Below are 13,665 nucleotides of genomic sequence, written 5' to 3'. Positions count from 1 at the left end.
GCACGCTCGCCTTCACCTCGATGCGCCGCTTATGCTGGCTGTCACACGCCAGCGATACCTTAGATCGCCTTTCTGCCTTACCGACTCAGGAGCAGATCATTTTGAGCACAACCCAATCGACTGGCAGCCTGGCCTGCGTTGGCATCGGCATCACCCTGGGTTCGCACATCACGCCGTTGGCGCGCAGCCACATCGAAAAGGCGGACGTGGTATTTGCCGCCGTGTCCGATGGCGTGGTCGAGCTATGGCTCAAGGAAATGCACCCGGATGTGCGCAGCCTGCAGCCGTTCTATGCCGAAGGTAAGCAGCGCATGCAGACCTATCGCGAAATGGTCGACGCCATGCTTACCGAGGTACGCGCGGGAAAACGAGTTTGCGGCGTGTTTTACGGCCACCCCGGCATTTTCGCCTGGGCACCGCATCGAGCAATCAAGGTCGCGCGTGAGGAAGGTTTCCCGGCACACATGGAGCCGGGCATTTCCTCCGAGGATTGCCTGTATGCGGACCTCGGTATCGATCCAGGCGCCGTCGGCTGCCAACATTTCGAAACCACCCAAATCATGCTGTATCGACGCAAGCTCGATCCGAGCGCCTGGCTGATTCTCTGGCAGGTGGGACTGGCCGGAGAGCGAACTGGCCACCGCTTCTCCACTGGTCCAGCGTACCGGCAGGTGCTGGTGGACGTACTTTTGCGTGACTACCCGGTCGACCACGAGGTCATCATCTACCGGGCCGCGACCTTGCCCATTCAAACGCCGCGCATGGAACGCATCCCGCTATCGCAGTTGCCCCAAGCCGACCTGACCGCGGCGGAAACCCTCGCCGTGCCACCGGCATGCCAACTCGAAGTCGATTCAGACATCCGGGACCGCCTGATGGCACTGGATCCTGTTCCAGCGTGAGGATGATCAGCCTCTCCTGTTCCTCCCCGGGGAGAGGTATGCGGCACTCAGGGGAGATGAGTCGCCTTGTGCGACCCGTGGAGAAACCGAGCTATGACAAGCGATGTCGAGTTTCTGGAACGAATGGGTGCAGATGCAGAGCTGCGCCATGCCCCGCAAGAAAACATTGCGAGAGCATTGGAGAAGTCGCAGGTGGACGCCGCACTCGGCGCCGCCATCATTGCCCGCAGCACGGAAGATCTTTACACCTTGCTAGACGTCGGCCCCATGTTCAAGACCACTGAGAACCCCGGCCCGTGGCCATGGCCGCCGCGAGTTGAGGACGACGTTGAAGAACATCAGAAGCGGAAGACCAGCCCTGCAGAGGAAGCCATTCGTTAACTTCGTCCCGTAGTTAGGAGGGGGCCATCCCCCCCTCCACTTCGCGCGACGGCGTGACTCAGGCCAGCGCATTGGCGGGCATTGCAAGTTTTTATATCGATCTATTTCAGCCCCAACACCGCAGCCAAAGCCGGCTTACCGCCCCTACAAGTGTCTTGTAGACATTTTTGACTGCGAAGGGCGATATGATCGCCCTCTCCCAGTACTCCCCGGGGAGAGGGGAAAGGCAGGTTTTGGGGGGTGAGTCGCTCTATACGACCATCAGGGGGCAAGCGAATTATGTCGGGTGTCATCGAATTTCTGGAACGCATGGGTGCGGACGTAGAGCTGCGTTACGCCTCCAAAGAAGACTTGACGAAAGCACTGGAAGAGTCGCAGGTCGACGCCGTTCTGGGTGCGGCCATCGTCTCCTACAGCACGAGTGTCGACGAGCTTCACGCCCTGTTGGGCCTGAGGCCCATGTTCCACACGCAGGAGGATCCGGACCGCGACGACGAAGAGGAAGAAGAGGGTGAAGGCAAGGAAGAGAGCCTGCATCACTCGCTTGTCGCGCACGCCATTGGTGATCACCTGCCCGCTGCACGGGCCTGAGTTGCGTCATGCTCCGGCATGGCAAAACGGTACGAAAGTTCCTCGTGAGCGCCATTGCTCTCGCGGGTCTTGGTGTGGGTATGGCCGTTCAGGCCATGCCCACGTCTGACCCTCCAGAGCAGCTTCTGCAGCGCGCGTTCAATATCAAGACAACGGATCACGACGAATTCCTTCGGATTCTTGCGCAGCTACATCCGGTAGCAAACAACCTGCCGCTGGACCAGCAGTGGACGCTGCGCTATCTCGATGCCTGGCAGGCGGTGTTCGAGGGAAACGAATCACGGGGTATCAGCTCTTTACGCACCATTGCCGACCAGGCGCCTAACCTGGCGTTGCGTTTGCGCGCCTTGGCCACGATGGTCAACTTTCTGGGATTTGCGCATCGGTACGATGAGGCGTTCATCCAGCTCAACCGGCTGACCGAGCTGCTGCCACAGGTTACGGATATAGGTGCGCGTTACGCGGCCATGGGCGAAGCGGCGCAGTTCCTGATCGCCTCGCATCATTACGAGCAGGCGATCGAGTACGCCGATCAGATGCTGCAAAACATTCCGCCCGGCAGAAACGCCTGCCATGCCCTGCATTACAAGCTGCAAGCACTTTTTCAGGGAAGCAATGCGCAGCTGACGACCGGCCAGTTTCAGCAGGGCATTGAGCTGTGTACAGCAGACAATGATTCCCTCTACGCAAACGCGATACGCAGTAACTTGGCCGAGTTTTACCTACAGAAGGGTCATATCGGCGAAGCGGTTCGGCAACTGGAAGAACACTATGCCGAAGTTCAGGGCTACAAGTATCCGAGCCTTATGCAGTACTTCAACGTGCTGCTGGCCCAAAGCTATTTCAGTCAAGGGGATTTCGCCAAGGCACGCAAATTCGCCACGGCGACCATCGAAGGCAAAGTCGATTACCCCTTTAGCAAACCACTGATCCAGGCTTATGAGCTGCTCTATCGGATCGAGAACCAGCAGGGCCACGTGCGCGAGGCCTTGAGTTACCACGAAAAGTACATGGAAGCTGACAAGGGCTACCTCAGTGACGCCAGCTCGGGCGCGTTGGCGTACCAAACGGTCAAGCAACAGGTCCTAGCCCAAAAATCGCAAGTCGACACGCTCAATCGCCAGAACCAGATCCTGCAGCTGCAACGCCAGCTCGATCGCAAGGCGATGGAAACCAGTCGCCTCTACATCGCCCTGCTGCTGACGGTGCTCGCTTCCATCGCGTTCTGGCTGTTGCGCATCAAGCGTTCGCAGCTACGCTTCAAGCGACTCGCCACGCAGGACAGCCTTACCCGTATCTTCAGCCGACAGCACTTCGTCGACGAAGCCGAATTGGTGCTGCGGCAGGCCGCGCGATCCACGCGCACCGTTTGCCTGATGCTGATGGACCTGGATCATTTCAAGCAGGTCAACGACACGCACGGTCACCTGATCGGCGACCTGGTGCTCAAGCGCGCGGTCGATGCCTGCCAGCAGCACCTGAGCCGTTTCGATATTTTCGGTCGACTCGGTGGTGAGGAGTTTGCCGTGCTGATGCCCGACTGCTCGGCGCGAGATGCGCGTGAACGGGCCGAACGACTTCGTCAGGCGATTGCCGCTACGCCGCTTTGGGGCGAAACGCGCCACGTGGTGATTTCAGCGAGCTTTGGCATTGCCTCGACGGACCGCAGCGGCTACGAACTGCGTCAGCTGATGATTGACGCGGACAACGCGCTGTATCAGGCCAAGCGTGATGGGCGTAATCGCGTGATCTACGGCGATCGTGGCGATGTGGGCGCCCCCACCAACGGCGAGGCGGCGCACCCCATGGAAGAGGAAAGCGTTGCCGACACCTCGCACTACCCCGAGTCGGCGCGTTAGTCGCTTTGCGGCGTCGGGGAGCGGTCCAGTGCGGTGGGGTGAGCCAGCACCACCTGCGCAGGCAATAGCCCGACCCAGCCATTGGCCAGCTTCACTGCGTTCTCGGTACCTGCAGGGGCCGCGCCGCGCCCGGCGTACACCAGCAACATGCCTTGCGGATGCTGCTTCGCCCAGGCGGCAGGGTCATCGGCCTCCGGCAGTGGCTCGGGCAATCGGGCCAGAAACGTCACCAGCCCCGGCTCGCCTTGGGTACGCGCCATCGGCACGCCCTGCGCATGCAGCTCGGCGACGCGCTGCGCCACGCCCTGCACGTCGAGTGAACCCAGCACCTGCAAGCGCACCAGCGGCAGCGCCGCCAGCGCCAGCAACAAGGCGACCATCGCCCCTCGTCGTTCGATGCGGCTATCGCGGCCACTGAGTACCAGGTACGCACTGGCCGACAGCACCAACAAGCTGCCGAGCGCATACAACCCAAGTTCTGTGCTCCGCTGCATGACACCGCGCCCCAGCGGCTCATGGCCGAACATGGCCCACAACAACACGCCGGCAATCACCGCCACCAGCACCCACAGCCGGCGAATGGCCAACAGGGCGGGATCGCTACGCAACCAGGCACCGAGCAGGATCGCCACGCCCGGCATCAGCGGCAGCAGATAGTGCAGCTGCTTGCCGCTTACGAAGCAGAAACCGATGAACGCCGGCACGCAGGCGCTCAGGCCGAAACGTGCGGCGCGCGACGTGCGCCAGATACCCGCCGCCGCGCCAACTCGGCGCCAACGCAGCAGCAGTGGCCACGGCAGCAACAGCACCGGTACCCACGGCACGTACCACCAGACCGGGCGGTTATGCGCGAAGCTCTTCACCATGCGCCCTGCGGTCTGGCGCAGCAGCAGGTTCTGCGCATCCTCGGCGCTCAGGGTATGCACGGCGCCCCAGGCCCAGGCCAACACCGGCAGCGCGCCGAGCAGAACCACCAGCATCATCACGCCCACCCGACGCCACGACACGCGCGGCGCGCCAGCCGACCACCACGGGGCCGCCAGCAACGGTGCCGCCAGATGCAACAACATCACCGGGCCCTTGGCGAGCAGGCCCAGCGCGGACGCGACCAACAGCAAGCCCAACGCACTGCGCCGCCCTTCCTGCACGTAGCTGACGATGGCGAGAAAGGCCATCAACACGCACACGCACAACAGCACGTCGAACATCACCACGCCGGTGTACAGATCCAGAAAGATCAGGCCCAGCAGCAACCAGGCCGCCTGCCCCGAGGCTTCCGGCGCAAGACGACGTTCCACGCGCTCGCACAACGCCACGCAAGCCACGCCACAAAGCATCACCAGCACGCGCGAGGACCACAGCGACATGCCGAGGACGGTCCAGATGACATTCAACAGCCAGAACAGCAGCGGTGGCTTGTCGAAGTAAGGCATGCCATTGAGATGCAATGTCACCCAGCTACCGGTCTGGCGCATTTCCCAGGCGATGCTCAGGTAGCGCGTCTCGTCGATGGGCACCGGCGGCAACACAGCCAGCAACGGCAACAGCAGAAGCAGCCAGAGTGCCGGGGAAATCTGCAGCTGACCGTCGCGGCGAAACCAAGTGTTCATGTCGGTATCTTGGGGTGGTTGGCTGATCGGGCGAGTGGACGATGCCACCGTCGATGCCCGCCGTCCCGGCACACTCCGGGACGGCGGAACAGGGCCCTATGTTACCCGGCTACCCTGACGTGACCATCACGGGGTGGCCATCCGGGTGACGTGCGTGCCCCAGCACCAGCCCGATCAGAGTGGGCATCACCAGCAACACCAGCGGGTACTGCAAGGTCAGGCCAGCGATGATCGCAATAGCCAGCGGCTGCTGGATGCCGGCACCCGCCCCCAGCGCCAACGCGAGCGGCAGCAGGGTGAGGATGGCCGCCAGCGTCGTCATGGTGATGGGTCGCAAACGATCGCGGCTGGCCATGCGCAAGGCATGCGCCGGCGGCATGACCCGGGCCAGCGTCACGTACTCGGACACATAGAAGATGGCCATTTCGGTGCCCATGCCGATGATCATGGTCATGCCCATCATGGCAGTGATGTTGAGGTCGACACGGCACAGCCATAGCGCAATAAACACTGCCGTAGCCGAGAACAGCGAGCAACCCATCACGATGACGGCGAGGCCAGGACGGCCGTACAGGAACAGCAGCAGCACGAACTCCGCCACCAGCGCCATCAGGAACACCTTGCTCAGGCCGAGGAAGGCGATCTGTTGTTGCTGATACAGGCCACCCAGCTCGTAACGCGTATCGGCATCGAGCATGCCCGGTTGCGCCAGCAGCTTCTTCACATCGGCCACGGCTGCGCCCATGCCGCGACCTTCAATGCGCGCAGTGACCGCCACCATCTGCTGAAGGTTTTCACGCGCAATCTGCGGCTGACCGTTCTCGATGGTGATGGTGGCCACGCGACTTAACGGAAACACGTGGCCGTCCGGCGCGCGTATCGGCAGTTCCTGCAATTGCGGCAAGCGCCACTGCGTGGCGTCAGGCATACGCACACGCACACCGACACTCTTGGTGGCCTGCGGCAACTGCGTCGCTACCACGCCCGCTAACGCGGTGTTCACCGCCTGGGTCACGGATGCCACCGTCATGCCTTCGAAGGTGGCTCTGTCGGCGTCCACCTGGATGTTCAGTGCATCGCCGGCCAGCTGCACACCATCCTTGATCTCCACGACGCCGGGAATGTCGGCAATGGCCTTGGCGACCTTCTGCGCCTGCGGCACCAGCTGACTCGGGTCGGCGGCATAAAGCTTGATCTCGATGGGTTGCGGCACGGCGGTAAGGTCGCCGATCAGGTCTTCCATCAGCTGGGCCAGCTCCACCTGCACGCCGGGTACGTCGCGCTCGACGTGTTCGCGCACGTCGCTCATCACCTCTTCGGTGGCGCGCTCGTGATTGGCTTTGAGGCGCACGAAGAAGTCGCCGTGATAGGACTGGCCCAGGTCGCCGCCGAGGCCCGTACCCAGACGCCGGGAAAATGTATCCACCTCGGGCATGGAATGCAGGATCGACTCCACTTGTGCGATCTGCCGCGCCGTCTCCGGCAACGAGGTACCGGGCTTGGTGTAGTAGTCCATCACGAAGCCACTTTCATCCACCGACGGCATGAAGCCCGTCGCCACACGCGTATAGGCCACACCACCGAGTATCAGCAGCGGAATGACCACGACCAGCAGCCACGCCGGGCGTCGTGCGAGTCCGTCATAGAGACGCGCATGCACGCGCGGCAACCACTTTTCGTGATCCAGTCCCGGGTCGTGCCAGCGGCGAAAATCCACGAAGTGCCGCAATAACGGTGGCACCACAAACGCCGTTACCAGCCATGACACCGCGAGCGCGCTGGCCATGGTGATCGACAACGCCTTGGAGAAGGCACCGGTCACGCCACTCAACAACCCCAGCGGCACGAACACGATCAGCGTGGCGAGACTGGAGCCGGTGAGCGGCGCAAGGAATTCGCGCGCGGCCGGCAACACTGCCTCGGCGCCACCGCCCTCTTCCGCGCCGGCACGGCGGGCTACGTGCTCTACCATCACGATGACGTCGTCAATCACCAGACCGACCGCAGCGGCAATGCCACCCAGCGTCATGATGTTGAAGCTCAAGCCGAACACTTGCAGCAGCAGCGCGGTGATGGCCAACGTCAGCGGCACCACCAGCATCGCAATCAACGTCACGCGCAGATTGCGCAGGAACAGCAGCAGCACCGCCGCGGCCAGCAACAAGCCGATCAGCACGGCGTCGCGCACGCTGTGCGCGGACTCCACCACCAGCTCGCTCTGGTCGTACCAGTTCTTCAGCTTGACGCCGGCAGGCAGGCGAAAACTCGCCAGCTTGTCGCGCACCTGGCTGGCGATCTGCACGGCGTTACCGTCGGGCTGCTCAAAGACATTGAACAGCACGGCGGGACGGCCGTCTTCGCTCACTTTGACCCACTGCGGCACATAACCGTCGTGCACAGTGGCCACGTCGGACAGGCGCACCCAGCCGTGCGGATCATTCTTCACGATGATCTTGCGAATGGCTTCGACACGCCGCAGCGAGTGATCGGCAACCACCAGATAGAGCTGGTTGCGATCCTGCAGACGCCCCACCGCTTCCAGCTGATTGGCACCGGCCACGGCGGCGACCAGATCATCCATGCTCAGGCCATATTGCGAGAGCTTGCGCGGATCGGCCTCTACCTGCACTTCGGCGGTTTCGCCACCTTGCACGTCGACGCGCGCCAAGCCATCGACCGACGCCAGCAACGGTACGATTTGATATTGCGCGAGGTCGCGCAGCGCCACCGGCGACATGGTGTCCGACTGCAGCGCATAAGAGATGATCGGGAAGACCGTCGGGTCCATGCGTCGCACGTTGAACGTAGCGCCCGTCGGCAGGCTGGGCAGCACGCGTGCGATGGCCGAATCCACCTGCAGGGTGGACGCGACCATGTCGCGCCCCCAGCCGAAGTCGACCGAAATCTGCGCCGAACCACGCGTGGTTTCCGAGCGCACGTTCGCCACGCCGGGCACGGTGCGAATGGCTTCTTCCACCGGACGCGTCAACAGCAACGCGGTTTGGTCGGCAGGGCGATCGCCCGCGTCCAGATCCACCACGACGCGCGGAAACGAGACTTGCGGAAACAAACCGACGGGCAAGGTGAACGAACTGGCCAAGCCAGCCAGCGCCAGCGCAAAGGCCACGATGACAATGGCACGCGCGTGCCTTGCGAGAAACGACGGCATGCTCATGGCTTGTCGTCCGCCGCCTCTGCCGCCGTACGCACTGCCATGCCGTCATCCAGCTGGGTCGCGCCTGCGGTCACCAGTGGACGCTTCGCATCCAGCTTGCCGCTGGCAACGCTGATGGTGTCGGACTCACCCAGCACCTTCACCGGCACACGCACGGCTTTGTCATCGGCCACCTGGAAGACGTAGCGATCTGACTCGTCGCCTTGCAGCGCATCGCGCGGCACCAGCCAACCCTGCCACTGTCCCACCACGATATCCGCACGGAAACCTTCGCCATTCACCAGGGTACCGTCAGGCACTATTTCCACATCCAACATGTGCGTATGGGGATTCAATGCACGCGCGACGCGGCGCACCGTGCCATGCATCGGTGCGCTGCCATCCAGCGGCACCAGGCTGGCCTTGGCGCCGACCTGCACGCGCCCCAACGCCTGGCGCTCGATGCCGGCAGTGACCACCAGGCCATCACCACGCTGCACGGAAAGCAGCGCTGCACCCGGTTGCAGTACATCGCCCTGCGCGGCATCCACCGTCACGACGGTGCCATCGAACGGCGCGGTGACATCCATGGTGGCGCTACGACCTTGCTGCTGCACCAAGGCATCGAGATTGCTTTGGGCGTCCTTCAACGCCTTGTCTGCGAGCGCCATCTGATCGTGCGTCGCCAGCTGCTCGGTCAGCAACTGCGCGGTGTGGGTGCGCTGGGTCTCGGCAACTTTCACCGCACTCACCGCCTGCTCATAAGCGGCAAACGCGGACGGCGCGAGCGCGAACATCAACAGCGACTGACCGCGCTTGACCGAGGTCCCCGGCGTGACATTCCAACGGGTGACACGCCCCGATGCCTGCACACTCACCACCTGTGCCGCATCGGCCGCTGGCCCGGCGGTACCGAACGCGGTCACTGTCTCAGGCAGGCTGCCTTGCTTAGGCGCGATGGTGGTCACGGCAGCGCTGACCGCAGATTCAGGCGCTTCGCCGCCGGAACACGCCGACAGCACCAGCACGGCCATCGCGGGAACAATCCATGGCAGTCGGGACTTCATGGGGCAATCACATCCTGATCGAGAGAGGTGGGCATGTCGCGTCCTACCAGCAGCTCCAGGGCGGCCTGCTGTTCCAACATGGCTTGTTCGGTGGCGATCAGCGCCGTCTGGCGATTGATCGCGGCGACGTACAGATCCGCATAGCTACGCACATCCAGCAACCCGTTCTGTGCGGCGCGCTGTGCTTGTATAGCCGCGCGTTGCGCATCACCGGTGGCGGGAAGCATGGCTTGCCGCTGTGTGTCGAGCTGCGCGTACTGCGTCAGCAGTGCATCGACTTCGTCGCGCGAGGTGGCCAGGCGCGTGGTGTATTCCTGATGCAATTGGTCGCGCGAGGCGCTGGCAATACCGACATTGCCCTGGTTGCGATCGAAGATAGGCAGTGCGAACGACACGGCGGGGCCGCCATTGCGCACGCGGCTATTGTCCTGTGAGGCGTCGTAGCCGATCGACAGCGGCGGAAACTGCGCCAGCACTGCCGCGCGCAGGGTGGCGTCCTGGGCGTGATAGCCAAGCTGCAGGGCGACCATGTCGGGACGACGACGGCTGATGCTGTCGGCTTGCTCGCGGATCGAGGCGGCATCGAGATTCGCCACGGGCAACGGTGTGGCCAGCGGCACCACCACATCCGGTTTCAAGCCCATCAGCGCGGCGAGCTGCTGCTGTGAATCGAGGCGACGGCGTTGCAGATCGTTGAGCGTGGCACGCGCATCGGCGGCAGCGGCAAGATCCGGGGCGGCCGTGACGCGCTCCACATTGCCGGCGCCTACGGCATTGATGATGCTCGATTCGCGTTGCGCGAGAACGGTCAGCGCTTGTTGCTGCAGGGCGATCTGGCGCTCGGTTTCCACTAGATCGATCACCAGCAGCCGCGCCTTGCCCAGCGTCTGCCATTGCTCCCACAGAAGCCCCGCGTCGACTTCGTCAGCGGTGGCCTTGGCGGCCTCGCGGCGCGGCTTGAGGGTGATCAGCGAAGTAATGTCCTGGCTGATGGAAGCGGTCCAGGCCGTGGCGTCACCCGCACCCGACAGCAAGTAACCCAGGCTGCCGCCCACGACCGGATTGGGCAGCACGCTGTCCTGTCGACGCTGAGCCTGCGCCTGCTGGTGACGTGCGTGCTGGGTCTTCAGGTCGGGATTGTTGAGCAACACCAGGCGCTCGACGGCGGCTACATCCAGCGGGGCTGCCACAGTGTCGTAGCCGTGCAGCTCCGACAAGGACGACGCTGAAGCCGCCTGCTCAGGCAGGGGTTTGGCGTGATAAGTGGCACAGCCAGCCAGGCATGCGCAGACCAGCACAGCGACAGCCCGGCCAGCGCGCGCGGGTGATCTCAGATTTCGCAAGGCAGACACAGGTAGCACCGACGGTCCGTACACGGTGGGGGAGTGCACACCCTAACGGAACTCCCTTAGCGTTTACTTTGTGGTTGGATTGACGGTCGCTTGCGCCTGTTCAAGATTCCCACTCGGCAACGCTATTGCCTCACCGTCATCCCCGCGAAGGCGGGAAGCGTTTTACAACAGCGAAGCTGGTCTTCCAGTGTCTTTCGCTCTAGCCAACGCCTAAAGGCGCTGGATCCCCGCTTTCGCGGGGATGACGGTGAGGGGCTAATGCAGATTTGCGCACGAATGGAAGAGGGCCTGAGTCGACTTCTATCAAACTCAGTGACCCTCAACCTTGAGTCAGCGGCAAACCCACCCGCACCCGCAACCCCCGTCCAAAGGGAGAATCGAGCAGCTCGATGGAAGCGTCATGCAACTGCGCCGCACGCTGCACGATGGACAGACCCAGGCCGTAGCCTTCACCGCGACTGCTGCTCTCGCGGTGGAACCTCGCAAACACGGCCGCGCGACGTTCGGGTGGAATGCCTTCACCGTTATCGATCACTTCGATCACAGCCTGGTTTGCTTCACGATGAACCTGCAAGAGCACACGCCCACCCGACGGCACGTGCCTCAGTGCGTTTTCCAGCAAATTGCGCAGCAATGCAGCGAGCGCGGCCTCGTGACCCGGAACAACCAGCTGCCCCTCGGCAAGCGCCACATCCAGTTCCACGTCGGTGTCGGCGATCAGTGGCGACAGCTCTTCGATCACCGAGCGCGCTACGGACAACAGATCGATGGCGACGCGCTGATCGGCACGCGAACTTGCCTCCAGCCGGGCCAGTGACAGCAGCTGTTCCACACGACGCGCCAGCGCCGCCAGGCTTTCACGCGCTCCGGATAGCGCGACATCCACATCATGGGAGTCGCGGCTGGCTTCCGCGTTCTCCAGATTGATCATGGTGGAGGCCAGCGGCGTGCGCAGCTCGTGCGCCACGTCCGCGCTGAAACGACGCTCGCGTTCCAATGCTTCTTCCAGTTGGGCGAACTGGCCATTGAGTGCGGCCAGCACCGGCTCCAGCTCGCGCGGCGCGTCATCGATCTGCAAGGTGTCATGGCTGCCCGGCTTGCGCTGGGACAGCAGTGAGGCCAGCGCGTCCAGCGGCTTGAGCCCGCGACGTACGGCCCAGCCCACCAGCAGGGCCAGCACCGGCAACGCGATCAGCGGCGGCAAGGCGTGCTCCAGCCAGAGAGCCTTGGTGATATCGGTGCGGCTGTCGTAGCGCTCGGCGGCGCGCACCACGATTCCATCCGGCGTCGGCGGCAGGGTGAACAGGCGCCAGCGGTAGTCACCCACACGCTCGTCCTTGAATCCGGCATGCCCCGGCTTGGGCGGCGGCAGATCGGTGAGGTTGCCGGTGACCAGCAACAAACGCCCATCGCGGTCGAATACCTGAAACCCCACCTCGGACTCGTAAGTGTGTCCGCGCAGCACCAGCTCCTGTGCTGACTTGGCGGTGATCGGCACCACCACGCCCTCCTCTGCCCCGTGCTGCTGTAGCGCGGGCAGCCCCAGGTTTCCAACCAGCGTTTGCAGCGTGCGCGCTGATTGCGCGAGGCGCCCGTCGGTCAATTCGCCGACCTCGGTGATGGTGCGCTTGAGGCTGTACACGGCCAGCGGCAACAGCACCAGCGCGATCACGCCAAGAATCAGCCAGCGCAGACGGGAACGCAGGCTTGCCGCGCTCACTTCGGGTCCCGCGGAATCATGTAACCAAAGCCACGCACGTTGCGGATAGTTTCGAAGCTCAGCTTGCGGCGCAACGCGTGCACCAGCACTTCGAGTGCGTTGTTGCCGACCACGTGGTCCAGGCCGTACAGCGAATTCTCCAGACTCTCACGGCGCACCAGCTTGCCCGCGCTTTCCATCAGCGCCTGCAGCAACGCGAACTCGCGGCGCGTGAGCTCCACCGGCTCGCCGCGAAAGGTGACTTCGGACGTGCCCATATCCAGGCTCAGTGCACCAACCTCGATGCGGTTGACCGCCATGCCGCGCATGCGGCGGCTCAATGAGCGGATACGTGCTGCCAGCTCATCGACATGGAAGGGTTTCACCAGGTAGTCGTCGGCGCCGGCATCGAGGCCATCGATGCGGGCGGACAGGCCGTCGCGTGCGGTCATCACCAGCACCGGGGTCTCGACATGTGCGCGACGCGCTTCGACCAGCACATCAATGCCGTCGCGACCCGGCAGACCGAGGTCGAGCAGCACGAGGTCGGCGGTGCGGTCACGCATGGCGGTGAGCGCTTCGCGGCCGTCGCGTAGCCAGGAGACGGTGTAGCTCAGGCGCTCCAGGGCGCGCTGGATGGCGGCTCCGAGTTGGGCGTCGTCTTCGACGAGGAGGATGTGCACGGATCTCGGGCTCCGAACGCCTTGGAGGGCGCGTGGGTTCTTTGGGGATTATGGGTCAGGTGACTTATGAAACGCTTAATTGAGGGCATACCACCTCTCCCTGTCCCCGCTGGGGCACGCGGGGAGCGGCCATGGATGGCCGCGGCTTTGAGGAGCGAGGAGAGGGTTGGGGTGAGGGGTGGGCGCTCGCGAGAACGCGTGTTCTCCCTCACCGTCACCCCGGCGTAGGCCGGGGTCCAGTGACTTTGCTCTTGGCTCTGAATGTGGCGCTGCCGCCAGCGTGCCGCCTGCGCGGCGGGCGTTTCGATCGTCTGCCGACGCTCGAGTCACTTTTCTTTTGCTGGCCCAAAAGAAAAGTAACCCAAAG

10 protein-coding genes are annotated in these 13,665 nt (G+C 63.5%); 4 read left to right on the top strand and 6 right to left on the bottom strand.

The genetic code is table 11. The annotated features are described in order from the left end of the window. Nucleotides 1-101 precede the first annotated feature (101 nt). The 4 genes from AC0GUR_RS20565 to AC0GUR_RS20550 all read left to right on the top strand — a co-directional run bounded on the left by AC0GUR_RS20565 (nucleotide 102) and on the right by AC0GUR_RS20550 (nucleotide 3,733). Nucleotides 102-902, top strand: coding sequence for an SAM-dependent methyltransferase (locus tag AC0GUR_RS20565; RefSeq protein WP_472879384.1), 801 nt, complete (start codon nucleotides 102-104; stop codon nucleotides 900-902). 93 nt (nucleotides 903-995) lie between these two features. Continuing rightward, nucleotides 996-1,283, top strand: a complete 288-nt coding sequence (locus tag AC0GUR_RS20560) for a hypothetical protein (RefSeq protein WP_472879383.1) — start codon at nucleotides 996-998, stop codon at nucleotides 1,281-1,283. Nucleotides 1,284-1,562: 279 nt separating this feature from the next. Continuing rightward, a complete protein-coding gene (locus AC0GUR_RS20555) occupies nucleotides 1,563-1,874 on the top strand; it encodes a hypothetical protein (protein ID WP_472879382.1) in 312 nt (103 codons plus the stop codon). A gap of 44 nt (nucleotides 1,875-1,918) precedes the next feature. Further along, complete coding sequence (locus tag AC0GUR_RS20550) at nucleotides 1,919-3,733, top strand: tetratricopeptide repeat-containing diguanylate cyclase (RefSeq protein ID WP_472879381.1); 1,815 nt, start codon at nucleotides 1,919-1,921, stop codon at nucleotides 3,731-3,733. Here the strand turns inward: AC0GUR_RS20550 and AC0GUR_RS20545 are convergent. The 6 genes from AC0GUR_RS20545 to AC0GUR_RS20520 form a co-directional block, all read right to left on the bottom strand. Continuing rightward, nucleotides 3,730-5,343 carry an ArnT family glycosyltransferase gene (locus AC0GUR_RS20545; protein WP_472879380.1) on the bottom strand — a complete coding sequence of 538 codons (1,614 nt, stop codon included), beginning with the start codon at nucleotides 5,341-5,343 and terminating at the stop codon, nucleotides 3,730-3,732. The genes AC0GUR_RS20550 and AC0GUR_RS20545 overlap by 4 nt on opposite strands. A 109-nt stretch (nucleotides 5,344-5,452) precedes the next feature. After that, complete coding sequence (locus AC0GUR_RS20540) at nucleotides 5,453-8,518, bottom strand: efflux RND transporter permease subunit (protein ID WP_472879379.1); 3,066 nt, start codon at nucleotides 8,516-8,518, stop codon at nucleotides 5,453-5,455. Further along, a complete protein-coding gene (locus AC0GUR_RS20535) occupies nucleotides 8,515-9,564 on the bottom strand; it encodes an efflux RND transporter periplasmic adaptor subunit (protein WP_472879378.1) in 1,050 nt (349 codons plus the stop codon). The genes AC0GUR_RS20540 and AC0GUR_RS20535 overlap by 4 nt, the downstream gene beginning before the upstream one ends. Further along, entirely contained in the window at nucleotides 9,561-10,781 is a 1,221-nt protein-coding gene (locus tag AC0GUR_RS20530; protein WP_472879377.1) for a TolC family protein, read from the bottom strand. Before AC0GUR_RS20530 ends, AC0GUR_RS20535 begins: the two co-directional genes overlap by 4 nt. 454 nt (nucleotides 10,782-11,235) lie before the next feature. After that, nucleotides 11,236-12,636 (bottom strand): ATP-binding protein, encoded by a 1,401-nt coding sequence (locus AC0GUR_RS20525; protein WP_472879376.1) that lies wholly within the window; start codon nucleotides 12,634-12,636, stop codon nucleotides 11,236-11,238. Continuing rightward, entirely contained in the window at nucleotides 12,633-13,298 is a 666-nt protein-coding gene (locus AC0GUR_RS20520; RefSeq protein WP_472879375.1) for a response regulator, read from the bottom strand. Before AC0GUR_RS20520 ends, AC0GUR_RS20525 begins: the two co-directional genes overlap by 4 nt. Nucleotides 13,299-13,665: the final 367 nt, after the last annotated feature.

The sequence above is a fragment of the Dyella sp. PARNA 12/25 genome, assembly GCF_055702865.1.
This window is presented reverse-complemented; position numbering and strand designations above follow the sequence as displayed.

Coding starts and splice junctions, on each gene's coding strand:
- AC0GUR_RS20540 (WP_472879379.1), bottom strand. CDS start 8,518: ATGAGCATGCCGTCGTTTCTCGCAAGGCACGCGCGTGCCATTGTCATC.
- AC0GUR_RS20535 (WP_472879378.1), bottom strand. CDS start 9,564: ATGAAGTCCCGACTGCCATGGATTGTTCCCGCGATGGCCGTGCTGGTG.
- AC0GUR_RS20560 (WP_472879383.1), top strand. CDS start 996: ATGACAAGCGATGTCGAGTTTCTGGAACGAATGGGTGCAGATGCAGAG.
- AC0GUR_RS20555 (WP_472879382.1), top strand. CDS start 1,563: ATGTCGGGTGTCATCGAATTTCTGGAACGCATGGGTGCGGACGTAGAG.
- AC0GUR_RS20545 (WP_472879380.1), bottom strand. CDS start 5,343: ATGAACACTTGGTTTCGCCGCGACGGTCAGCTGCAGATTTCCCCGGCA.